The 23,025-nt window shown below is 65.9% G+C and carries 20 protein-coding genes and 1 pseudogene; 12 read left to right on the top strand and 9 right to left on the bottom strand.

Annotated elements, in window-relative coordinates; all coding sequences use genetic code 11:
* Positions 1 to 2: 2 nt before the first annotated feature.
* On the bottom strand, positions 3 to 2,168 hold the full coding sequence (locus ACVIGA_RS31485) for an anthranilate synthase component I (protein WP_456669058.1): 2,166 nt from the start codon (positions 2,166 to 2,168) through the stop codon (positions 3 to 5).
* Between the two features lie 343 nt (positions 2,169 to 2,511).
* Between ACVIGA_RS31485 and ACVIGA_RS31480 the strand changes: the two genes are divergently transcribed.
* Together ACVIGA_RS31480 and ACVIGA_RS31475 are read left to right on the top strand one after the other, a co-directional pair.
* A complete protein-coding gene (locus ACVIGA_RS31480; protein ID WP_456669057.1) occupies positions 2,512 to 3,510 on the top strand; it encodes a VOC family protein in 999 nt (332 codons plus the stop codon).
* 267 nt (positions 3,511 to 3,777) lie between these two features.
* On the top strand, positions 3,778 to 4,719 hold the full coding sequence (locus tag ACVIGA_RS31475) for an IS110 family transposase (protein WP_456667447.1): 942 nt from the start codon (positions 3,778 to 3,780) through the stop codon (positions 4,717 to 4,719).
* 48 nt (positions 4,720 to 4,767) lie between these two features.
* Here the strand turns inward: ACVIGA_RS31475 and ACVIGA_RS31470 are convergent, their stop codons facing one another.
* The 3 genes from ACVIGA_RS31470 to petA form a co-directional block, all read right to left on the bottom strand.
* Positions 4,768 to 5,442, bottom strand: coding sequence for a dienelactone hydrolase family protein (locus ACVIGA_RS31470; protein ID WP_223969411.1), 675 nt, complete (start codon positions 5,440 to 5,442; stop codon positions 4,768 to 4,770).
* Positions 5,443 to 5,649: 207 nt separating this feature from the next.
* Entirely contained in the window at positions 5,650 to 7,722 is a 2,073-nt protein-coding gene (locus tag ACVIGA_RS31465) for a cytochrome c1 (RefSeq protein WP_456669056.1), read from the bottom strand.
* A 72-nt stretch (positions 7,723 to 7,794) separates the two neighbouring features.
* Positions 7,795 to 8,325: a ubiquinol-cytochrome c reductase iron-sulfur subunit gene (petA, locus tag ACVIGA_RS31460; RefSeq protein ID WP_097672906.1), complete on the bottom strand. Its 531-nt coding sequence runs from the start codon at positions 8,323 to 8,325 to the stop codon at positions 7,795 to 7,797.
* Positions 8,326 to 8,602: 277 nt separating this feature from the next.
* Here petA and ACVIGA_RS31455 point away from each other — a divergent pair, with 277 nt between their 5' ends.
* The 6 genes and pseudogenes from ACVIGA_RS31455 to ACVIGA_RS31430 all read left to right on the top strand — a co-directional run.
* Positions 8,603 to 9,073, top strand: a complete 471-nt coding sequence (locus tag ACVIGA_RS31455; protein ID WP_456669055.1) for a tRNA (cytidine(34)-2'-O)-methyltransferase — start codon at positions 8,603 to 8,605, stop codon at positions 9,071 to 9,073.
* Between the two features lie 10 nt (positions 9,074 to 9,083).
* Positions 9,084 to 9,716 (top strand): 7-carboxy-7-deazaguanine synthase, encoded by a 633-nt coding sequence (queE, locus tag ACVIGA_RS31450; protein WP_456669054.1) that lies wholly within the window; start codon positions 9,084 to 9,086, stop codon positions 9,714 to 9,716.
* 27 nt (positions 9,717 to 9,743) lie between these two features.
* The gene (locus ACVIGA_RS31445) at positions 9,744 to 10,109 is read left to right on the top strand and encodes a 6-pyruvoyl trahydropterin synthase family protein (protein ID WP_092126881.1); all 366 of its coding nucleotides are present in this window, start codon (positions 9,744 to 9,746) and stop codon (positions 10,107 to 10,109) included.
* 2 nt (positions 10,110 to 10,111) lie between these two features.
* The gene (gene hemF, locus ACVIGA_RS31440) at positions 10,112 to 11,008 is read left to right on the top strand and encodes an oxygen-dependent coproporphyrinogen oxidase (protein ID WP_456669053.1); all 897 of its coding nucleotides are present in this window, start codon (positions 10,112 to 10,114) and stop codon (positions 11,006 to 11,008) included.
* Positions 10,999 to 11,739 carry an HAD family hydrolase gene (locus ACVIGA_RS31435; RefSeq protein ID WP_456669052.1) on the top strand — a complete coding sequence of 247 codons (741 nt, stop codon included), beginning with the start codon at positions 10,999 to 11,001 and terminating at the stop codon, positions 11,737 to 11,739. The genes hemF and ACVIGA_RS31435 overlap by 10 nt, the downstream gene beginning before the upstream one ends.
* Before the next feature lie 111 nt (positions 11,740 to 11,850).
* Positions 11,851 to 11,919: pseudogene (locus ACVIGA_RS31430) on the top strand (DUF2158 domain-containing protein); the annotation flags it as partial.
* 289 nt (positions 11,920 to 12,208) lie between these two features.
* Here ACVIGA_RS31430 and ACVIGA_RS31425 read toward each other — a convergent pair.
* The 5 genes from ACVIGA_RS31425 to ACVIGA_RS31405 are packed head-to-tail and all read right to left on the bottom strand — an operon-like array spanning position 12,209 to position 15,807.
* Positions 12,209 to 12,973, bottom strand: coding sequence for a TSUP family transporter (locus ACVIGA_RS31425; RefSeq protein WP_456669051.1), 765 nt, complete (start codon positions 12,971 to 12,973; stop codon positions 12,209 to 12,211).
* Complete coding sequence (locus tag ACVIGA_RS31420; RefSeq protein WP_456669050.1) at positions 12,970 to 14,226, bottom strand: CCA tRNA nucleotidyltransferase; 1,257 nt, start codon at positions 14,224 to 14,226, stop codon at positions 12,970 to 12,972. Before ACVIGA_RS31420 ends, ACVIGA_RS31425 begins: the two co-directional genes overlap by 4 nt.
* Positions 14,223 to 14,486: a DUF6111 family protein gene (locus ACVIGA_RS31415; protein ID WP_456669049.1), complete on the bottom strand. Its 264-nt coding sequence runs from the start codon at positions 14,484 to 14,486 to the stop codon at positions 14,223 to 14,225. The genes ACVIGA_RS31420 and ACVIGA_RS31415 overlap by 4 nt, the downstream gene beginning before the upstream one ends.
* Positions 14,483 to 15,118, bottom strand: coding sequence for a CoA pyrophosphatase (locus tag ACVIGA_RS31410; RefSeq protein ID WP_456670929.1), 636 nt, complete (start codon positions 15,116 to 15,118; stop codon positions 14,483 to 14,485). The genes ACVIGA_RS31415 and ACVIGA_RS31410 overlap by 4 nt, the downstream gene beginning before the upstream one ends.
* 32 nt (positions 15,119 to 15,150) lie before the next feature.
* Positions 15,151 to 15,807, bottom strand: coding sequence for a DUF1285 domain-containing protein (locus ACVIGA_RS31405; RefSeq protein WP_223969433.1), 657 nt, complete (start codon positions 15,805 to 15,807; stop codon positions 15,151 to 15,153).
* A 229-nt stretch (positions 15,808 to 16,036) separates the two neighbouring features.
* Here ACVIGA_RS31405 and ACVIGA_RS31400 point away from each other — a divergent pair, with 229 nt between their 5' ends.
* The 4 genes from ACVIGA_RS31400 (at position 16,037) to ACVIGA_RS31385 (ending at position 22,979) form a co-directional block, all read left to right on the top strand.
* Positions 16,037 to 17,041 (top strand): AAA family ATPase, encoded by a 1,005-nt coding sequence (locus ACVIGA_RS31400; RefSeq protein WP_223969434.1) that lies wholly within the window; start codon positions 16,037 to 16,039, stop codon positions 17,039 to 17,041.
* Positions 17,041 to 17,982, top strand: a complete 942-nt coding sequence (locus ACVIGA_RS31395) for a DUF58 domain-containing protein (RefSeq protein WP_212315584.1) — start codon at positions 17,041 to 17,043, stop codon at positions 17,980 to 17,982. The genes ACVIGA_RS31400 and ACVIGA_RS31395 overlap by 1 nt, the downstream gene beginning before the upstream one ends.
* Positions 17,982 to 20,792, top strand: coding sequence for a DUF4159 domain-containing protein (locus tag ACVIGA_RS31390; RefSeq protein WP_456670928.1), 2,811 nt, complete (start codon positions 17,982 to 17,984; stop codon positions 20,790 to 20,792). Before ACVIGA_RS31395 ends, ACVIGA_RS31390 begins: the two co-directional genes overlap by 1 nt.
* 123 nt (positions 20,793 to 20,915) lie before the next feature.
* Complete coding sequence (locus ACVIGA_RS31385) at positions 20,916 to 22,979, top strand: hypothetical protein (protein ID WP_456669048.1); 2,064 nt, start codon at positions 20,916 to 20,918, stop codon at positions 22,977 to 22,979.
* The last annotated feature ends 46 nt before the right edge of the window (positions 22,980 to 23,025 follow it).

Genomic DNA, 23,025 nt, shown 5'->3' with positions numbered 1-23,025 from the left:
CCTCAATTGGCCGGCGGATTAAGCCGGAATGCATTCTCGACAATGCGCAGGCCCACCTCGTTGCCGAGCGACATCAGCGATTCCGGATGGAATTGCACGCCGCCGACCGGCAGGGTCTTGTGCTCGATCACCATCGCGACGCCGTCTTCGGTGGTCGCGGTCACCGCCAGCACCTCGGGCACGCTGTCGCGCTCGACATAGAGCGAGTGATAGCGGCCGATCACGATCTCATTCGGCAAATTGTGCATCAGCCGGCCGCCGCGCACCTGGACCCGCGACGGACGGCCATGCGCGGGCTGGCCGAGCTGGCCGAGCTGGCCGCCGAAATATTCGCCGATCGCCTGCACGCCGAGACAGACGCCGAAGATCGGCAACTTCTTCTCGAGCGCGGTGTCGATGGTCTTCGCGATGCCGAAATCCTCCGGACGACCCGGACCGGGCGACAGCACCAGCAAGTCCCATCCGCGCTGCTTCAGCATGTCCTGGGCATGGACATGCCGGACCACGGTGACGTTGGCGCCGACCTGACGGAAGTAGTCGGCGAGCATGTGCACGAAGCTGTCGTCGTGATCGATCAGGAGCACGTTCTTGCCCGAGCCGGTGGCGTCAGGCGCGAAATCCGACAGCGGCTTCGGCGGATCGCCGCGCAGCGCCTGGAACAGCGCCGCCGCCTTGACCTGGCACTCGCGGTCCTCGGCGGCGGGATCCGAGTCGAACAGGCAGGTCGCGCCGACGCGCACCTCGGCGAGACCGTCCTTCATGCGGATGGTGCGGATGGTGAGGCCGGTGTTGATGCTGCCGTCGAAATTGACGCAGCCGATCGCGCCGGCGTACCAGCGCCGCGGCGACCGCTCGTGATCCTCGACAAACTGCATCGCCCACAATTTCGGCGCGCCGGTCACGGTCACCGCCCAGGCATGGGTCAGGAAAGCATCGAGCGAATCGAAGCCTGGCCGCAGCATGCCCTCGACGTGGTCGACGGTGTGAAACAGCTTTGAGTAGGTCTCGATCTGCCGCCGCGCCAGCACCTTGATGGTGCCGGGCACGCAGACGCGCGCCTTGTCGTTGCGGTCGACGTCGGTGCACATGTTGAGCTCGAACTCGTCCTTTTCCGAGTTCAACAGCTTGCGGATCTGCTCGGCATCGCCGATCGAATCCGAGCCGCGCGCGATGGTGCCCGAGATCGGACAGGTCTCGACCCGGCGGCCGTCGGAGCGCACGAACATCTCCGGCGATGCAGAGACCAGGAATTCGCCGTCGCCGAGATTCATCAGCGCGCCATAGGGCGACGGGTTGATGCGACAGAGCCGCTGGAACACTTCCGCCGGCGAACGCTCGCAGGGCTCGGCAAACAGCTGCCCGGGCACCGCCTCGAACAGATCGCCGCGGGCGAACGCCGCGCGCGCGACTTCGACGGTCGCCTGGTATTCGCCCGGCGCGTGATCGGCAAAACCCTGCCGCCCGGTCATGGCGTAGAGGCTCGGCGCGGTCTCGTGCGACTGGCCGGCGGTGGATTTGCCCTTCCAGGAGAACTCGTAATTCAGCGCCACGCCGCGGCCGGTGGCGCGGTCATACGCCAGCAGCCGGTCCGGCACGTAGAGCACGATGTCGCGCTGGTCGGCCTCGCGGGCGCGCTTCTGCACGATGTCCTCGATCTGGAACACGAGGTCGTAGGCGAAAGCGCCGAACAGGCCGAGCAGCGGATCGGCATTGGAGGTGAACGCCGCCACCATGTCGCGCACCAGCGACATCACGCTGGCGCGGCGGGTGCGCTGGTCTTCCTCCACCGGCGCGGCGCCGCGGATGATATGGCCGGCGAGCCGCGTGGCACTGCGCTCGGAGATGACGACGCAAGGCTCGCGCAGCACGTCGCCGAGGAAGGCGATCAGGACCTCACCGCGCGGGTTCAGCGCCTGCAACGAGAAATCGGTGCCTGAGGTTTCCAGCACAAGCGGCGGATCGGCAAAGCCGAGATCAAAGCTCTCGTAGCGGCCCGGCACTGTGGTGCCCGAGGACAGCACCACGCCGCGGCGGCGGTCCAGCAGCGCGATCAAATCGTCGAGACGGTTGGCGCCGCCGGTGAACTGCTCGACCACGCGCGCGACCGCGAGGCCGCCGTTGGTCAGGTATTCGCTCTTGGCCGGCAGGGAGAAGACTGTCCTGTTCATGTGATCCTCTTACGAAACTTGGGAAGAGAGCGCCACACAGGACAAACGAAGGGAGACCGTCGCACTGCGATGGCGACCTTCGACGTTTTTGGGAAATGAAAACGCACCGGCCACCTATGAGAAGGTGGGCCACCAACGACGGGATGGACTGGCAACGGTGCTCATGGCCGCTACTCACCACCGGGCGCGGGCCGTGTCAAGGGATCGCCCGACACCCCTGCCCCAATCCTGGACGCCCTCTCGGACGCCATTTTCGAGGTTTGAAGCGACCGGAATCCGCGTAGGATTTGCTGAAATGGCGGTGACCAGCCGCCCAAAAAACAGACAGATGGTGGAGGCGCAGATGGCGATTTTGGGTCTCGGATATGCCGGCTTCGGCTCCGACGCGCTCGACGACTGGCGGCAGTTTGGCACCGGCCTGGTCGGCTTGCAGGCGATCGAGCGCGGCAACTCGCTGCTCGCCTTTCGGATGGACGACCGCAAGCAGCGCATCGTGATCGACCGCGCCCAGGGCGAAGGGACGCGGTTCTTCGGCTGGGAGGTCGCGGATGCCACAGCGCTCGACGCGCTGGCGGCGCGGCTCGAGCATGCCGGCGTTGCCGTGATCGCCGAACCGCAGGCGCTCGCAGATAGCAGGCGGGTGCGCGGACTGATCTCGTTCCAGGACCCGGCCGGCAACCGTCTGGAGGCCTTTCATGGCCCCGAGATCGACGACACGCCGTTCCGGCCCGGACGATCCATCTCCGGCTTCCGTACCGGCGCGCTGGGGCTCGGTCACGCGGTGCTGACCGTGAAGAACATCGCACCCGTCATGAGCTTCTATGTCGACGTGCTCGGCTTCGGCCTCAGCGACTACATCGAAAAACCGTTCCGCGCCTATTTCTTCCACGTCAATGCCCGCCACCATTCGCTCGCGCTGATCGAGACCGGCACGAACGGCATGCATCATCTGATGGTGGAATTGTTCTCGCTGGACGATGTCGGCCAAGCCTACGACATCGCGACGAAGGAAGACCGGGTCAACGTCACGCTCGGCCGGCACACCAACGACCTGATGACGTCGTTCTACGCCAAGTCCCCGTCAGCCTTCATGGTCGAGTGCGGCTGGGGCGGCCGCGAGATCGACCCTAAGAACTGGACGCCATTCGAGATGTACGACGGCCCGAGCCTGTGGGGCCACGAACGCGTCTGGCTGTCGCCGGAGGACCGCGCGGTCGCGCGCGAGATGCGGATGCGCGCCGCCGCCGAGGGCAAGCGCGCGCCGGTGCAGGTGCTGGAAGGCAATTTCAAGCTGATGTCGGGGACTTGCCCGTGGTGGGACGGGGTGAAGGCGGAGAACTAAATCTCGCCGTCGTCCCGGCGAAGGCTGGGATCCATCACCACAGGCTGCAATTGTTCAGCGTGATGACTGCCAGAGTGCCCATTGCAAAGGCCGCGGCGTATGGGTCCCTGTGTCTTGGAAGTCTGTCATGATGGGGTGGGCGGGAAGCCGTTGGGTCCTTGGCGCTTGACGCCGTGAGCCGGCTCGGTCTCCCGCCCGTTCCATCTACAAACCTGAACAGTTGCACGAGGCTGCGCCAACAGACCTCGCATCACAGGGACAGGCACCGTGATCATAGCTCTTCGTTACGTCGGAATCGACATCTCCAAAAAACACCTCGATATCTTTGATGAGGCTGACGGCGTGCCGAGGCGCATTGCCAACGCGACACAGGCCATCACACAGCAGGTGGCGCGTTGGCAATGCGATGCGCTGGTCGTCTTCGAGGCGACGGGTATCTATGACCTCGCGCTTCGCGAGGCGCTACGTCAGGCAGGGATCCGGTTCGCACGGATCAACCCGGCCCGTGCCCGCGACTTTGCACGGGCTAGCGGCCTGCTCGCCAAGACCGATCCGATCGATGCGCGGATGCTGGCAGCCTTTGCGCGGGCCATGCAGCCCGCCCCCGAGCAGGTCGCCGATCCTGCACGCAACGCCTTGGCGAGGCTTGCAAAACGGCGGGATCAGCTGGTCCTGATGCGCGCCCAGGAGAAGAACCGGCGCAGCGAGGCCGACGATCGCGCCATGGCCGAACGCATTGGCCGCCTCATCGAGGTCCTCGACAGCGAGATCGCCGAGATCGAGGCCGACATCAGCGCATTGATTAAAGCCGAAGCGGAGATCGCGGACGATGCGAAGTTAATGCGTTCGCTGCCCGGCGTGGGTCCCGTGGCCTGCATGCAGCTCATCGCGCAGATGCCGGAACTCGGGCGGATCGGACCGAAACAACTCGCAGCGCTCGCTGGCCTTGCCCCCTTCAACGTCGACAGCGGCGCCTTCCGCGGCAAGCGCAAGATTGCGGGCGGCCGAAAGCGCGTTCGTGACGCCCTTTATATGGCGGCCCTCAACGCAGTCCGCAGAGCTGATCCGTTCAAGGCCTTCTATGCACGACTGCGACAGGCCGGAAAACCAGCCAAACTCGCCCTCATCGCCGTCGCCAGGAAGCTGCTGACGGTCCTCAATGCCATCATGCGAGACCGAAAGCCGTACCTGCAAACCAAACCAACATAACAGTTGCCGGCCTTCGCCGGGACGACGCCGGTGGTTTTCGCAATCGGGTTAGCCCAGATGCTTCCTGAAGAAATCAGTCGCCCGGTCCCAGGCCAGTTCCGCACACTGGCGGTCGTGCACTGACAGGCGCTGCTCGTTGCCGAAGCCGTGGTCGGCGTCATAGCGGTACAGCTCCAGCGATTTGCCGGCGGCCTTCATCGCTTTCTCGAAACCATCGACCAGCGCCGGCGTGCACCAATCGTCCTTGGTGGCGAAATGGCCCTGCAGCGGAATCCGCACGTCCGCCGGCTTGGCCGCCTGCTCCGGGGGAATGCCGTAGAACACCACGCCTGCGGTCAGCTCCGGGATCTTGGTGGCGCCGATGATGGTCACAGCGCCGCCGAGGCAGAAGCCGGTCAGGCCGACCTTGGCGCCGTTCTTGCCGAGATATTGCGCGGCGCCGCGCACCGTCTGCGTGGTGGCGTCCATGAAGTCGAGCGAGTTCATCTCTTTGCCGGCCGCGTCGGTGTCGTGATACGGCACCACCTTGCCCTTGTAGAGATCGGGCGCCAGCGCATCGAAGCCGGCCCGCGCGAAACGATCGCACATGCCCTTGATCTGGTCCTGCAGCCCCCACCACTCTTGGATCACGACGACCCCGGGCGCGTTGCCGCGCGCGGCGTTGGCGAGATAGCCCGACGCTTCCTTGCCGTCCGGACGCTTGAAGTTGATGCTGGTACCCATGAGTTCCTCCGCAATGTTTGCCGGCCGATTGGCCGGCATCTTGTCCGTACTCGGTGACGGACGCAATCAATTAGCCGTCATTGCGAGCGCAGCGAAGCAATCCATATTTCCGCACAACGGATGAGTGGATTGCTTCGCTGCGCTCGCAATGACGCCAACAAAAAAGCCCCCGAAGGGGCTTTTTCAAATTCGCTACCGCGTCTGAGGTCAGTGCGCGTCGGCCCAGACCTTGCGCTTGGTGAAGTACATCAGGATGGCGAAGATCACGAGGAAGAAGAACACCTGCATGCCGATCCGCTTACGCTCTTCCATGTGCGGCTCGGCCGCCCACATCAGGAACGTGGTGACGTCGTGCGCGTACTGCTTGACCGTCGCCGGCGAGCCGTCGTCGAAGGTCACCTGACCGTCGGACAACGGCTTCGGCATCTTGATCGAATGGCCGGGGAAGTACTTGTTGTAGTACGAGCCCTCCGGGATCGTCACGCCGGCCGGCACCTTGTCCTCGAAACCTTGCAAGATGGCGTCGACGTAGTCCGGTCCCTGCTCCTGGTACTGGCTGAAGAAGTCGATCACGAACTGCGGGAAGCCGCGCTTGTAGGACCGCGCCTTGGTGATCAGCGAGAGGTCCGGCGGCGCCGCGCCGCCATTGGCCGCGCGCGCGGCCTGCTCGTTCGGGAACGGCGCCGGGAAGTAGTCCGCCGGGCGACCCGGGCGTTCGAACATCTCGCCCTGGTCGTTCGGACCGTCCTTGATCTTGTACTCGGCCGCGAGAGCCGCCGCCTGCGCCTCCGAATAGCCGGGGCCGCCGGCATCGGCGAGGTTGCGGAATGCAATGTAGTTCAGGCTGTGGCAGGCCGAGCAGACTTCCTTGTAGACCTTCAGGCCACGCTGCAGCGAGCCGCGGTCATACTTGCCGAACGGGCCGGAGAACGACCAGCTCTGGGCCGGCGGCGCGTTGCCACCTTCCTCGGCCTTGGCGTTCTGGGTGCTGCCGGCGAACAGGCCACCGGCCAGCACCAGCGCAAGCATGACGGAGGCTGCGGTCGCGGCCCTGCCCTTGCTCTTCGCCAGCACATCGTCGGCGATCGAGTTCGGCACCGGGCGCGGCGTCTCGATGCGGGCGAGCAGCGGCAGCACGATCAGGAAGTAGGCGAAGTAGCACACCGTCAGGATCCGGCCGGCGATCACATAGATGCCTTCCGGCGGCTGCGAGCCGAGATAGCCGAGCAGGATGCAGACCACCACGAAGATCCAGAAGAACTGCTTGGCCAGCGGACGATACTTCGACGACCGGGTCCGTGCGCTGTCGAGCCAGGGCAGGAAGCACAGGATGATGATCGCCGAGAACATCGCCACGACGCCGGCGAGCTTGTTCGGGATCGAGCGCAGGATCGCGTAGAACGGCAGATAGTACCATTCAGGCACGATGTGCGCCGGGGTCACGCCGGGGTTCGCCGGGATGTAGTTGTCGGCGTCGCCGAGATAGTTCGGCATGTAGAAGATGAACCAGGCGAAGAAGATCAGGAAGCACGACACACCGAACGCGTCCTTGATCGTCGCATACGGGGTGAACGGAACGGTGTCCTTCTCGGTCTTGGCTTCGACGCCGGCCGGGTTGTTCTGACCCGCGACATGCAGCGCCCAGACGTGCAGCACGACCACGCCGGCGATCACGAACGGCAGCAGGTAGTGCAGCGAGAAGAAGCGATTCAGCGTCGGGTTGCCGACCGAATAGCCGCCCCAGAGCAGGGTCACGATGCTCTCGCCGAAATACGGCACGGCGGAGAACAGATTGGTGATGACGGTGGCGCCCCAGAAGCTCATCTGGCCCCACGGCAGCACGTAGCCCATGAAGCCGGTCGCCATCATCAGGAGGTAGATGATGACGCCGAGGATCCACAGCACCTCGCGGGGCTCCTTGTACGACCCGTAATAGAGACCGCGGAACATGTGGATGTAGACGGCGAAGAAGAACATCGACGCGCCGCAGGCATGCATGTTGCGCAGCAGCCAGCCGTAATTGACGTCGCGGACGATCAGCTCGACCGACTTGAAGGCGAGATCGGCGTGCGGCGTGTAGTGCATCGCCAGGATCACGCCGGTCAGGATCTGCAGCGCCAGCATCATCGAAAGGATGGCGCCGAAGGTCCACCAGTAGTTCAGGTTGCGCGGCGTCGGATAGGCCACGAAGGAGGAGTGGATCAGGCCGAAGATCGGAAGACGCCGTTCGATCCACTTCAAGGCGGGGTTGCTCGGTTGAAAATCAGATGGTCCGCTCATTGATGCGATCCTGAAGAAGAAAAACGACGCGATGGGTCCAAGTGGAAGCCGAAGTCCCGTGATGTCCGGGACTTAGCCGATCTGGATTTTGGTGTCGGTGAGGAAGGCGTAGGGCGGCACCGCCAGGTTGGCGGGCGCCGGCCCCTGGCGGATACGACCGGAGGAGTCGTACTGCGAGCCGTGGCAGGGGCAGAAGAAGCCGTCGTAATTGCCCTCATGCGCGATCGGGATACAGCCGAGATGGGTGCAGATGCCGATCACGACCAACCACTGGTCGTGGCCTGCCTTGACGCGGGCCGAGTCGGGCTGCGGATCGGGCAGGCTCGAGAGCGCAACGCCCTGGGCCTCCTGGATCTGCTTCTTGGTGCGGTGGCTGATGTAGATCGGCTTGCCGCGCCAGAACACCTTGATGTCCTGGCCCTCGGCGATCGGCGTCAGGTCGACCTGGATCGGCGCGCCGGCCGCGATCGTCGCGGCATCCGGGTTCATCTGGGCAACCAGCGGCCAAACAGTGGCGGCTGCGCCGACCACGGCGGCAGCTCCGGTTGCAACAAAGAGAAAATCACGGCGTGTCGGATGGTCCGCCGAAGACGCTGTCGTCACGATTCCTAGCCCTTTCTTTTCTGCAGCCGGTGGAACCGCCCCGGAGACGCAGAACGCGCCCCAAGAAAGGCTGCCGGCGCCCGCGGCCCCCGCGGCGGCAGAAAACCGCTATTCCCCACCCCAAATGGCGGAACAGCAGTCCAGAATCGTTCTATTGGCACCCTTGCCGGACGAGCGCAAGCCCGCTATCGGCTCGCACACGTGCAATGCACGAAATCCGCGCCGAGCGATGTTTTATTGAGACAATTTCATCCGGATTTCACAGGTCGCCCGCACCATGCAGATCGCGCTGTTCCAGCCCGACATCCCCCAGAATACAGGGACGATTCTGCGCCTCTGCGCCTGCCTGGACGTGGCAGCCCATATCATCGAACCGGCAGGGTTCGACACCTCGGACCGGAATTTCCGCCGGGCGGGTATGGACTATCTCGACCATGTGCGGTTGAAGCGTCACGACTCATGGTCGAAATTCGAAGAATGGCGGGCCGAGGCCGGATGCCGGCTGGTCCTGTTCACGACCAAGGCAGCGAAATCCTACCTTGATTTCGCGTATAGGGCCTCCGATGTCCTGCTCTTCGGGCGCGAAACGGCGGGGGTGAACGAGGCGGTTGTGGCCACCGCGGATGCGCGGCTGTTGATTCCGATCAAGCCGTCCTTGCGCTCGCTCAATGTGGCGGTCACCGCGGCCATGGCAGTCGGAGAGGCGCTGCGGCAAACGGGTTCAGGAATTGCCGGTTCGGTAACTTAAGGGATTTTTGGTGAGCTACGCGGTCAAGGAGATCTTTCTCACCCTGCAGGGCGAAGGCGCCCATGCGGGCCGGGCCTCCGTGTTCTGCCGCTTCGCCGGCTGCAACCTCTGGACCGGCCGCGAGCAGGACCGCGCCGGGGCAGTCTGCCGGTTCTGCGACACCGATTTCGTCGGTACCGACGGCACGCTCGGCGGCCGCTATGCCGACGCGGCCGAGCTTGCCGGCACCATTGCCGCGCAATGGACCGGGGGCGAAGCCGACCGCTACGTGGTGCTGACTGGCGGCGAGCCGCTGCTGCAGGTCGATACCGCCCTGATCGAGGCCCTGCACGGCCACGGCTTTGCGATCGCGATCGAAACCAACGGCACCATCGCCCCGCCCGACGGGCTCGACTGGGTCTGCGTCAGCCCCAAGGCCGCCTCCGAGCTCGTGGTGCGCACGGGGCACGAGCTCAAGCTGGTCTATCCGCAGCCGGAAAACGCGCCGGAGGATTTTGCGGGCCTCGCCTTCGAGCGCTTCTCGCTGCAGCCGATGGACGGCCCCGACGTGATCGAGAATACCGAGCGGGCGATCGCATACTGCCTGAAGCACCCGCAATGGCGCCTCAGCGTGCAGACGCACAAGGCGCTCGGCATTAGATGAACTAACGGAACTGGATTGTTGAGAGAGATGTGGGAATTGACGAAAGCGTTTCGGTTCGAGGCTGCGCATGCGCTATCCGGAACGACCTTTGGTACCGCCAGCGAGGAGATCCACGGTCACTCGTTTCGAGCCGAGGTTACCGTCCGCGGCACGCCCGATCCGAAAACCGGGATGGTGGTCGACCTCGGCCTGCTCGAACGCGCCATGGCCGAGGTGCAGAAGACGCTCGACCACAAGTTCCTCAACAAGATCGAGGCGATCGGTGTCCCCACACTGGAGAATCTCTCACGCTTCATCTGGGAGCGATTGCAGCACGCGGGCAAGCTGACCCGCGTCAGCGTCCATCGCGACAGCTGCAACGAGAGCTGCACCTATTTCGGCCCGCAAGGTTAGCCATGCTGCCAACAGACCCCACCATCATCGAACACCGCAAGACGCGTGCGCGCGGCTGGTTCGAGGCGCTGCGCAACGACATCTGCGCGGCCTTCGAGAAGCTCGAGGACGACGCCCCCTCCGCACTCTATCCCGGCAATCCCGGCCGGTTCGTGCGCACCCCCTGGGATCGCACCGACCACACCGGCAAGCCCGGCGGCGGCGGCGTGATGTCGATCATGAAGGGCCGGCTGTTCGAAAAGGTCGGCGTGCACTGCTCGACGGTGCATGGCGAGTTCGCTCCCGAATTCCGTGCGCAGATTCCCGGCGCGGCCGACGATCCGAGGTTCTGGGCCTCGGGCATTTCGCTGATCGCGCATTTGCGCAATCCGAACGTGCCCGCCGTGCACATGAACACCCGCTTCGTCGTCACCACCAAGGCCTGGTTCGGCGGCGGCGCCGATTTGACGCCGGTGCTGAACCGGCGGCGCACCCAGGAAGACCCCGACACGGTCGCCTTCCATGCCGCGATGAAAGAGGCCTGCAGCGGGCCGAACGGCGTCGCCGACTACGACAAGTACAAGAAATGGTGCGACGACTATTTCTATCTGCCACACCGCAAGGAAGCCCGCGGCGTCGGCGGCATCTTCTATGACTGGCACGACAGCGGCGACTGGGAGGCCGATCTCGCCTTCACCCAGGACGTCGGGCGCAGCTTCCTAAAGATCTATCCCGATCTGGTGCGGCGCAATTTCGAGACCGACTGGAGCGCGGAGGATCGCGACGAGCAGCTGATCCGCCGCGGGCGCTATGTCGAGTTCAACCTGCTCTATGATCGCGGCACCATCTTCGGCCTGAAGACCGGCGGCAATGTCGATTCGATCCTGTCGTCGCTGCCGCCGGAGGTGAAATGGCCGTGACCAAGCTGCCGCGCGCGATGCTGATCGACATGGATGACACCATCCTGTCGGCCTATGGACGTCCCGAGATCGCCTGGAACACGATCACCACCGAGTTCGCCGCAGAGCTCGCGCCGCTGCCCCCGGAGACGGTCGCGACCGCGCTGCTCGCCTATGCACGGCAATTCTGGTCGACGGCCGAGCCGATCTGGCGGATCAAGCTCGGCGAAGCGCGACGGCTCACCGTGAAGGGCGGCTTCGCTCAGCTTGCGGCGGCCGGCCACCGTGCGCTGCCGGACGATCTCGCGGATCGCATCGCCGATCGCTTCACCGCCTATCGCGAGGAGGAGATGTTCATCTTCCCCGGCGCACATGAGGCGATCGATACGTTCAAGGCGCTCGGCATCAAGCTCGCGCTGGTCACCAACGGCGCCGCCGACATGCAGCGCGCCAAGGTCGAGCGCTTCGCGCTCGGCCATCGCTTCGATCACATCCAGATCGAGGGCGAGCACGGCTTCGGCAAGCCCGAGGAGCGCGCCTATCTGCACGCGATGCAGGCGCTCGGCGTCACCGCACCGGATACCTGGATGATCGGCGACAATCTGGAGTGGGAAGTCGTGGCGCCGCAGCGGCTCGGCATCTACGCGATCTGGATGGACGTGCACGGCATCGGGCTGCCGCCGGGATCGACGATCAAGCCCGACCGCATCATCCGCTCGCTGACCGAACTGGTTCCGGCCGCGCGCAAATAACGCAGCTTCTGTTTTCACAGCAAATCCATCGCGCCAGGCGCCGGCCGTGATCGCACTGTCATCACCGGTCGCTAGCTTGCCGTCCGCGTCATCCAGCGCGGAGGGAAAATCATGGAACTGAAACCAGGCGATGTCGTCATGCTGAAATCCGGCGGTCATCCGATCACGGTGGTCGAAGTCGACGAGGACAAGGTCGAGTGCCTGTGGATGGGCACGGACGGTGACCTGTTCCGCGAGACCCTGCCGCTCGTCGCACTCGAGTCGGCCGAAATCGATCCGGAAGATGACGAGCAGGACGACGACGACGAAGAGGATGACGAAGAAGACGACGAGGAAGAAGAGGACGACGCCGAGGACGGCGACCGCAAGAAGAAGCGCAAGGCCGCTTAACGAGGCAGCTTGACAAGGCTGCGCGAGATTCAGGCGATGCTGCCCGGCGCGCCGCCGGCAGCGTCGCCTCTTCTTCTCGTCACAACGCGCGCAGCGCGCTCGAGATCATCACCACGCCGCCGGTGATCACGGCGGCATCGAGGATCGCGGTGTGGATATGCACCGGCATCCGCTCGACGAAGGCCTTGGCCAGGAACGCGCCGGGAATGGCGACCAGGCCGATCAGAAGCGCAAGCGCCAGCACCTGCGCGGTGATGACACCGGTCAAACCGAACACCGAAATCTTGACCGCGGCGCTTGTGAGCGAGATCACCGCATCGGTTGCGATCACAGCGGCGCCCTCGAGGCCCGCCGCCATCAACAACGACAGCAGGATGACGCCGGAGCCCGCGGTGCCGCCGACCACGACGCCATAGCCGACAGCGCCGGCTGCAAGGCCCCTCTCACCGATCCTGACGCTGTGCTTGCGCAGCAGCCGCCTGAGCGGAACGCTGAGGATCAGCATGCTCCCGATCACCAGCGAGGCGCCGGCGCTGGTCAGCCGTGTGTAACCGTAGGCGCCGAGCGCTGTGGAGAGCAGCGCCGCCGCGATCACGATGATCGCCTTGCGGCGGTCGGCAAACCTGACGAAGGCGACGAAGCGGCTGGTGTTGGTGAAGATCGACGAGATCGCGATGATCGGCACGACCGGCTCGGCGCCGACCATCGGCACCAGCACCAGCGGCATCAAAGCGCCGGTGCCGTAGCCGGCGAGGCCTCCGATCACGGAAGCAAACAGGGCGACGGCTGCGACGAGCAGAATTTGAAGGAGCGAGATGTCTGCGAAGCCGGAGAGGAAATTCAAAGCCGATGATCGCGGGTGAAGCGGGAAACGGTCTGGTCGGCGATGCCAGACAACACCTGCGGATCCAGCGGGAAATCCGCGGCTAGCCAAGCATCCTCGGCCAAGGTCAGTACATGCCCCAGCGCCGGTCCCTCGGCAATCCCGCGCGCGATGAAATCCGACGCCCTCAGCGGAAAGTGAGGGGCGCGCCAGCGCTGTGGCAGCGTGGCGAGCGCGCGCCACTGCTCGACGTCGCGGTTCGCGCCGGTTCGCGCCCAGGCGAGCAGCAGCCGGTCGCGATAGGGCTCTTCGTCGAGCCGATAGAGCCTGCGCTTGGCACGCACCTCGTCCATGCCGGGCAAACGCCACCAGCGATGGCCCATCGAATCGAGCGCCTTGGCCTCGGCATTGGAGAGCCGCAGCCGGCTTGCGATCCGCCGCGCGTCTTCGGTCACGGCGACCGTCAGCGCGGCGAGCCGGCGCGTCGCGCTCGGCTTGAGCGCCATCAACTGCTCGATCTCGATCATCGCCGCGAACGGCCCGGTATAGGCGACGCCGCCGAACAGCGGCAGCAGCAATCCGCCATCGCCCATCGCGACCACCGCGCCAGCGGCGCCGTTCGCGACCACGAGCTTCAGCATCTCCATGCGGATGCGCTCGGCCGAGAGGCCGGCAAGTCCGGCGCGCCCGCTGATGCAGGCGAGATAGCCGGCGCGATCGACCTCGCCCGCGCCATAGGCGGCGTGGAAACGGAAGAAGCGCAGGATGCGCAGATAATCCTCGGCAATCCGCTGCGCGGGATCGCCGATGAAGCGCACCCGCCTCGCTTCGATATCGGCGAGACCGCCGACGTGATCATGCACGACGCCCGAAGCGTCGACCGACAGGCCGTTGATGGTGAAGTCGCGCCGCTCGGCATCGCGCACCCAGTCGCGCCCGAACGCCACCTTGGCCTTGCGGCCATAGGTCTCGGTGTCCTCGCGCAGCGTCGTCACCTCGAAGGGCTGACCGTCGACGACCAGGGTCACCGTGCCGTGCTCGATGCCGGTCGGCACGCTCTTGATGGTTGCCCGCTTGGCACGGCGGATCACCTCCTCCGGCAGCGCCGTGGTGGCGATGTCGATGTCGGCGAGCGGAATCCGCATCAGCGCGTTGCGCACGGCGCCGCCGATCACCCGCGCTTCCTCGCCATCGGCATTGAGCAGGCCGAGCACGCGCGCCGCGGGCCCCGAAGCGAGCCACGGCGCGTCGGACAACAGGCGCACCTCGCTCATTTCTCAGCTCCCGGCACCAGCCTGCCGTTCTCGATATGGGCGGGAACGTAGGTCGAGTTCGGCGGCGCGCCGGTCAATTCGGCGAGCAGCACGAAGCTCACGATAACCAGCACCAGCGCCGCCAGCGTCAGCTTCGCGATCATGTCGAGCGGCCATGATGCCGGCAGCGTCACGCCGGCCCGCGTCGCGAAGAGGAAGATGGCATAGACCGCGAAAGGGATCAGAAAGATGCCGATCTCGGTCAACACCGTGCGGATCATGACAGATAGATCCGCTCATACAGCACCCGCAGGATGCCGGCGGTCGCGCCCCAGATGTAGCGCTCGGCGAACGGCATCGCGTAGTAGGACCGGTCCATGCCGCGGAATTCCTTGGTGTGGATCTGATGGTTCTCGGGGTTCATCAGGAAAGCGAGCGGCACCTCGAACGCATCGACGACCTCGGCCTCGTTGATCTCCAAGGTGAATCCCGGCTTCACCTTGGCGACCGTCGGCAGGATGCGGAAGCCGAACGCGGTGCCATAGAGGTCGAGATAGCCGACGGGGTCGATGAATTCCCGCTTCAGTCCGACTTCTTCACAGGCTTCGCGTAGCGCCGCGTCGACCGGCGAGGCGTCGGTGGCGTCGATCTTGCCGCCGGGAAACGAGATCTGCCCGGCATGGCTCGACAGATTGGGCGACCGCTGCGTCAACAGCACGGTCGGCTCAGGATGATCGACCACCGGGATCAGCACCGCGGCCGGCCGCACCGGCTGCTCCTGGGCCACGATCTCGAGCATGCGATCGTTGCCGGAATCTCCGGTGCGCGGAATGATATGCGGATCGACCAGGCCCGGCGGCACTTCGAAATCGAGCCGCGTGCGGGCTCGCGCGAAGAATTCCGTCGAGCTGATCGTCGCCGGCTTCACCTTCAGCAACGGCTCGTTCAAAGTGCGCCCCTCACCTGGCTGGCATCGGCCATTGCGAAAAATTCGCCGCCGGACTCGATGCCGAACATCTCCTGACCATCGACCATCCGCTCCTCGCCCATGTCAACCAGATCGTAGTAGAGCGCGCGGGTGACCTTGGCCCACAAGTCGGCGCGAACGTGCAGATAGGGCGTCAATCCGCCGTCTTCGGCGGCCTCGAATCTGAGCCCGTGGCCCTTCTCGCAATCGACCCAATCGTCGACATTGGTGCGGAACCGCAGCAAACGGCCGCGCGCGTCTGCTTCCGTCTGCATTTCCACGGCAAGGAACGGCGCGTCATCGACGCGGATGCCGACCTTCTCCACCGGTGTCACGAGAAAGTGCTTGCCGTCCTCACGCTTCAGGATCGTGGAGAACAGCCGCACCAGCGCGGGGCGTCCGATCGGCGTTCCCATGTAGAACCAGGTGCCGTCGGGCGCGATTCGCATGTCGAGATCGCCGCAGAACGGCGGATTCCATAGATGAACCGGAGGGAGGCCCTTGCGTCCGGCCGGACCCGATGTCGCGGCTTGATTGGCGGCGGTGGTCAGCCCTTCGAGGCCCTTGCCTCCGAGCGCCTTCGCTCCGAGCCCCGTAGTTTCACTGCCGGAATCGCTCTGCCCTTGCTTCGCCATTGTTTGCCCTGAAGTTTCCAACCCTCAATCTGGCACATTTGGTGCACGTATCCTGAGATGTGGTCGGGATGTCATTCTCGCCACATCGTGATGCCGTTCATACCCTGAAATACCGATAAGGTGGGGATAGTTTAATTCAACGAATACATGGCCTTCGCATAGGTTTAGCATGCAGCCCATGTGGTGACGACGCGAGAATCGAGCGCATCGTCAAGAAGGAGCGGATCGAATGGCCGGTGCAGACAGCGTCGAGAAACTGGAAGATGTGATCGTCCGCTCGGCCGAACAGGTCGCCGGCCAAATCAAGGCTGCCAAGGAAGCGGTCGCCACCGTCATCTTCGGCCAGGACCAAGTGATCGAAAACACCCTGGTGACGATCCTGTCCGGCGGCCATGCGCTGCTGATCGGCGTCCCCGGTCTTGCGAAGACGAAATTAGTCGAGACGCTCGGCATTACGCTCGGGCTCGACGCCAAGCGCATCCAGTTCACGCCCGACCTGATGCCGTCGGACATTCTCGGCGCCGAAGTGCTCGACGAGAGCTCGGCCGGCAAGCGTTCGTTCCGCTTCATCTCAGGTCCGGTGTTCGCGCAGCTCCTGATGGCCGACGAGATCAACCGCGCCAGCCCGCGCACCCAGTCGGCGCTCTTGCAAGCCATGCAGGAGCAGCACATCACCATTGCCGGCGCGCGGCACGATTTGCCGAAGCCGTTCCACGTGCTCGCGACGCAGAACCCGCTCGAGCAGGAAGGCACCTATCCGCTGCCCGAGGCGCAACTCGACCGCTTCCTGATGGAAATCGACGTCGACTATCCCGATCGCGACGCCGAGCGCCGCATCCTGTTCGAAACCACCGGTGCCGACGAGACGCTTGCCAAGGCGTCGATGGACGCCGAGACGCTGATCACTGCGCAACGCCTGGTGCGGCGCCTGCCGGTCGGCGATTCCGTGGTCGAAGCGATCCTGACGCTGGTGCGCGCCGCGCGTCCCGGCCCCGAAGGCGGCGAAGCCGGCAAGCTGATCGCCTGGGGACCCGGTCCCCGCGCCAGCCAGGCCCTGATGCTGGCGGTGCGCGCCCGCGCCCTGCTTGACGGCAGGCTCGCGCCGTCGATCGACGACGTGCTCGATCTTGCCGAGCCCGTGCTCAAGCATCGCATGGCGCTGACCTTCTCGGCGCGCGCCGAGGGCCGCACCATTCCTGACGTGATCAAGCAGCTGAAGACGCGGATCGGTTGATGGCGGCAGACAACAGGCACCAGAACGAGGAGATCCTGGCGGTTCGACGTGCCGATGGCGAAAGCCGAACGCTCGCCGCATCGCTGCCGCGTCTTGTGCTTGAGGCCCGCCGTGTCGCCGCCAACGTCATCCATGGCCTGCACGGCCGCCGCCGCGCCGGCTCGGGCGAGAATTTCTGGCAATACCGCCGCTTCGTCTCCGGCGAGCCGTCGCAGCGCGTCGACTGGCGCCGCTCGGCACGCGACGACCATCTCTATGTCCGCGAGCAGGAGTGGGAGGCCGCGCACACCGTGTGGATCTGGCCCGACCGCTCGCCCTCGATGGCCTTTGCCTCGCGCGAGGCACGCGACAGCAAGCTGGAGCGCGGACTGATCGTCGCCTTCGCGCTTGCCGAACTGCTCGTTGCGGGCGGAGAACGCGTCGGCATTCCCGGCCTGCTGAACCCGACCGCAAGCCTCAACGTGATCGACAAAATGGCGGAGGCGATGTTGCACGACGAGACGACGCGCGCGAGCCTGCCGCCGTCCTTCGTGCCGTCGTCGCTGGCCGAAGTCGTCGTGCTGTCGGATTTCTGGTCGCCGATCGCGGAGATCACGACCATGCTGGCCGGGCTCGCCTCGTCGGGCGCGCACGGCACGATGATCCAGGTCGTCGATCCCGCCGAGGAGAGCTTTCCTTATTCAGGCCGCGTCGAATTCGTCGAGCCTGAGGCCGGCAGCGTCATCACCGCGGGCCGCGCCGAGAGCTGGGCGAGCGACTATGTCGCGCGCGTCGCACTGCATCGCGACCAGATCCGTGCCGAGACCAACCGGCTCGACTGGCTGTTCTCGACCCATACCACCAGCCGCTCCGCGGCCGAACTGCTGCTGTTCCTGCATGCCGGCATGATGGTGAGCAAGGGCGGCGGCCGGTCAACCGTCAAGGCGGGACGCAGCGCATGATCGCAGGCCTCCCGCTCTCCTTCGCCGAACCATTGCTGCTATTGGGGCTGGTCAGCCTGCCGGTGCTGTGGTGGCTGTTGCGCGTGATGCCGCCGCGGCCGCGCCGGATCGAATTCCCGCCGACGCGGCTGTTGTTCGACATCGCGCCCAAGGAGGAGACCCCGTCGCGCACGCCGTGGTGGCTGACGCTGCTGCGGCTCGCCGCCGCCGCGCTGGTGATCTTCGCCGCCGCCGGGCCGATCTGGAATCCGCAGACCGGCGTTGCCGCCGGCAAGCAGCCGCTGGTGATCCTGCTCGACGACGGCTGGAGCGCGGCCTCGAGCTGGGACGCGCGGATCAAGGCGGCGGACGAGCTGGTCACCAATGCCGACAGCGACCGCCGCGGCGTCGCGCTGGTGCCGCTGTCCGAGCCGACGCGCGACATCACGCTGATGCCGGCCGGCGCCGCGCGCGTCGCGCTGCGCCAGCTTGCGCCGAAGCCCTACTCGATCGATCGCGTCGAAACCCTGGCGACGCTGGAACGTTTCCTCAAATCGACCGGCGACTGCGACATCGCCTGGCTGTCCGATGGCGTCGACACCGGCCGCGGCAGTGAATTCACCGAAGGTCTCGGCAAGGTGATCGAGAGCCGCAATCTGACGATCTATGCGGGCGGCGCGCAATCCGCGCAGGCGCTGGTCGCGGCCGAGAACGCCGCCGCCAAGATGACCGTGAAGGTGCTGCGCACCGAAAGCGGCATCGCCGCGGGAACGGTGCGCGCAGTCGATGCCAAGGGCTCGCCGATCGGCGAGGCCCGCTACGCATTCGGCCCGCAGGAGCGCGAGACCGAAGCCGCCTTCGATCTTCCGGTCGAATTGCGCAACGACATCGCGCGGCTCGAAATCTCGGGCGAGCATTCGGCCGGCGCCGTGCAGCTGCTCGACCGGCGGTGGCGCCGCCGCGCCATCGGCGTGGTCTCGGGTGCGAGCAACGACACCGCCCAACCGCTGCTGGCTTCGACCTTCTATCTCTCCCGCGCGCTGTCGCCGTTCGCCGACGTCAGGCTCGGCGATCGCGGCGCGCCGCAGCAGGTGATCGGGCAATTCCTCGATCAGCGGCTGCCGATGATCGTGATGGCCGATGTCGGCACGCTGTCGCCGGAAATCCGCGACCGGCTCAACACTTGGATCGAGCAAGGCGGCGTGCTGGTGCGCTTCGCAGGTCCTCGCCTCGCGCAGGCCGATGACGACCTCGTTCCGGTCAAGCTGCGCCGCGGCGGACGCACGCTCGGCGGCAGCCTGACCTGGGAGAAGCCGCAACACATGGCCTCGTTCGCCGCCGACGGCCCGTTCACGGGCCTCACCGTGCCGAAGGACATCACCGTGAGCCGCCAGGTGCTGGCCGAGCCCGACGCCGTGCTCGCGACCAAGAGCTGGGCCTCGCTGGAAGATGGCACGCCGCTCGTCACCGGCGAACATCGCGGCAAGGGCGTCGTCAGCCTGTTCCATGTCGGCGCCGACATGCGCTGGTCTGATCTGCCGATGTCAGGCACCTTCGTCGAGATGCTGCGCCGGCTGATCGACATGTCCGGCTACACCTCGAAGCCCGGCCCCGGCGTCGCCAGCGATCCCAATGCCGAAACGGTGGCGCCGCTGCGCACGCTCGACGGCTTCGGCGCGTTCGGCCCGCCGCCGTCGACCGCCAAGCCGATGTCGGCCGACTATCGCGACCGCGGCACCGCGGACCATCCGCCCGGCTTCTACGGCACCGCCGAGAGCCCGATCGCGGTCAACACGCTGGCCTCCGCCGACCGCATTGCGCCGCTCGATACCTCCGGCTTGCGCGCCAAGCATGCGACCTACACCAACACCGAGCCGCGTGATCTGCGCGGCATCATGCTGTCGACGGCGCTGGCGCTGTTCCTGCTTGATGCGATCGTGGTGGCGATGCTTGGCGGCGGCCTCGCCGCGCTGATCCGGCGTCGCGCCGCACCGGCCGTGCTCGTTCTGGCCTTCATCCTTGCGACGACGATGGCGCCCTCGCCGAGCCGCGCGCAGAACAGCAGCAGCGATGATTTCGCCATCAAGGCGGTGTCGCAGACGCGGCTAGCCTATGTCGTGACCGGCAATGCCGACGTCGATTCCATCGTCAAGGCCGGGATGTCCGGACTGACGCTGTTCCTCGGCCAGCGCACCGCGCTGGAGGCCGGCGATCCCGTCGGCATCGATCCCGCGCGCGACGAGCTCGCATTCTTCCCGCTGATCTACTGGCCGATCGTGCCGGGCGCGCCGAAGCCGGCGCAGGACGCCATCAACAAGATCGACGCCTACATGAAGCAGGGCGGCACCGTGATCTTCGACACCCGCGACGCCGTCGAGGCGCCGCCGGGCGACAATGGCGCATCGCAGACGCCGGGCATGCAGACGCTGCGCGAATTGCTGTCCACCCTCGACGTGCCCGAGCTCGAGCCGGTGCCGCGCGAGCACGTGCTGACCAAGACGTTCTATCTGCTGCGCGACTTCCCCGGCCGCTTCAACACGGGCCAGACCTGGGTCGAGGCGCTACCTCGCGAGGACGACGAGGAGGCTGCGCAGCGCCCGGCACGCGGCGGCGACGGCGTCTCGCCGATCATCATCACGTCGAACGATCTCGCCGGCGCTTGGGCGATCCGCCCCGACGGGCAGCCGATGCTGCCGCTGACACCTGGCGAGCCGCGCCAGCGCGAATTCGCGTTCCGCGCCGGCGTCAACATCGTGATGTACACGCTGACCGGCAACTACAAGGCCGACCAGGTGCACGCGCCTGCCTTGATCGAGCGGCTGGGACAATAGAGATGCGAGTTATGAGTTCAACTGCCCACCCGTCATTCCGGGATGGTCCGAAGGACCAGACCCGGAATCTCGCGATTCCGGGTTCGATGCTTCCGCATCGCCCCGGAATGACGGAGTAGCGCCATGAACTACGGTATCGCGTTCACACCGCTGGTTCCCTCGATCGTGCTGTGGATTGCGCTCGGCGCGATCGTCGTCATCGCGGCACTGCTGCTGCTGTCGCGCGCGCGCGGCGCCGCGGTGCGTGTCGCCGCGCTGGCGCTGATCCTGTTTGCGCTGGCCAATCCCTCCTTCACCCGCGAGGACCGCGAGCCGTTGACCTCGGTTGCCGCCGTGGTGGTCGACAAGAGCCCGAGCCAGAATTTCGGCACGCGCACCCAGGAGACCGACAAGGCCCGGCAAGCGCTGGTCGACAGCCTGAAGCAGATCAAGGGCCTCGAGGTCCGCGTCGTCGAGGCCGGCCAGGCCGACGGCGAAACCGACGGCACCAAGCTGTTCGGCGCACTGACGTCGGCACTGTCGGATGTTCCGGTCGAGCGCGTCGCCGGCGCGTTCATGATCACCGACGGCCGCGTGCACGACATTCCCGGCAACGCGCAGGCGCTCGGCTTCCAGGCGCCGCTGCACGCCCTGATCACCGGCCGCAAGGACGAGCGCGACCGCCGCATCGCGATCACGGCCGCGCCGCGCTTCGGCATCGTCGGCCAGACCCAGACCATCACCTACCGGCTCGACGACCAGGGCGTCACCGGCGAGCGCGCCAAGGTCACGATCCGCCGCGACGGCGAGGTCATCAACGAGCGCACGCTGACCTCAGGCCAGACCTCGAGCGTCGACATCGACATCAAGCATGCCGGTCCCAACATCGTCGAGATCGAGGCCTCACCGCTCGAGAACGAGCTGACGCCGGTCAACAACCGCGCCGTGGTCGCGATCGACGGCGTGCGCGACAAGCTGCGCGTGCTGCTGGTGTCCGGCGAGCCGCATGCCGGCGAGCGCACCTGGCGCAATCTGTTGAAGTCCGACCCCAGCGTCGATCTCGTGCACTTCACCATCCTGCGTCCGCCGGAGAAGCAGGACGGCACGCCGATCAACGAGCTGTCGCTGATCGCGTTTCCGACCCGCGAGTTGTTCCAGCAGAAGATCAACGAATTCCAGCTGATCATCTTTGACCGCTACGCCCGCCAGGGCGTGCTGCCGATCGCCTATTTCGACAACATCGCGCGCTATGTCCGCTCCGGCGGCGCCGTGCTGGTCTCGGCCGGGCCTGATTACGCCTCGACCACCAGCATCTGGCGCACGCCGCTGGATTCGGTGCTGCCGGCCGAGCCGGTCGGCGTCACCGAGAAGCCGTTCTACGCGCATTTGAGCGATGCCGGGAAACGCCACCCGGTGACGCGCGGACTTGAAGGCTCGAATGCCGAGCCGCCGCATTGGAGCCGGTTCTTCCGCACCGTCGACACCCGCAACGCGATCAACCCGCCGGTGATGACCGGCGCCGACGGCAAGCCGCTACTGCTGCTGTCGCGGTTCGGCGAAGGCCGCGTCGCGCTGCTGCTCTCCGACCAGATCTGGCTGTGGGCGCGCGGCTATGAAGGCGGCGGACCGCATCTCGATCTGTTGCGGCGGGTGTCGCACTGGCTGATGAAGCAGCCCGACCTCGACGAAGAGGCGCTGCGCATGCAGGTGCAGGGCAAGGACCTCGCGGTGGTGCGGCAGACCATGGCCGACACCGTCGCGCCGGTCACCGTGACGTCGCCAAGCGGCGCCATCCATGAACTGACCTTGACCGCCGGCGATCCCGGCGAGTGGCGCGCCACGTTGCCCGCGAGCGAGCTCGGCCTGTGGCAGGCTACCGACGGCACGCTGAAGGCGCTGATCAATGTCGGCCCGACCAACCCGAAGGAATTCTCCGAGGTCACCTCGACCACCGACATGCTGAAGCCGCTGGCGCAGGCGACGGGCGGCGACGCGCGGCGCATCGTCGACGGGTCGAGCCTCGACATGCCCCGCGTCGTGCCGGTGCGCGCGTCGACGATCTTCCGCGGCGACGGCTGGCTCGGCGTCAAGATGCGCGACGCCAGCGTGGTCAAGGGCGTCGGCGTACTGCCGATGTTCGCCGGCCTGGTCGGCCTGCTGCTGTTGCTCGGCGCATTCGCGGCAACCTGGCTGCGTGAGGGACGCTGAGACCCAGTAGCGCTCAATGTCCAATCGGCCCGTTGCTTCAATCACA

It is taken from the genome of Bradyrhizobium sp. USDA 3240, assembly GCF_054063295.1.
Note: the sequence above shows the minus strand (reverse complement) of the source record. Positions and strands in the feature narration are given on the sequence as shown.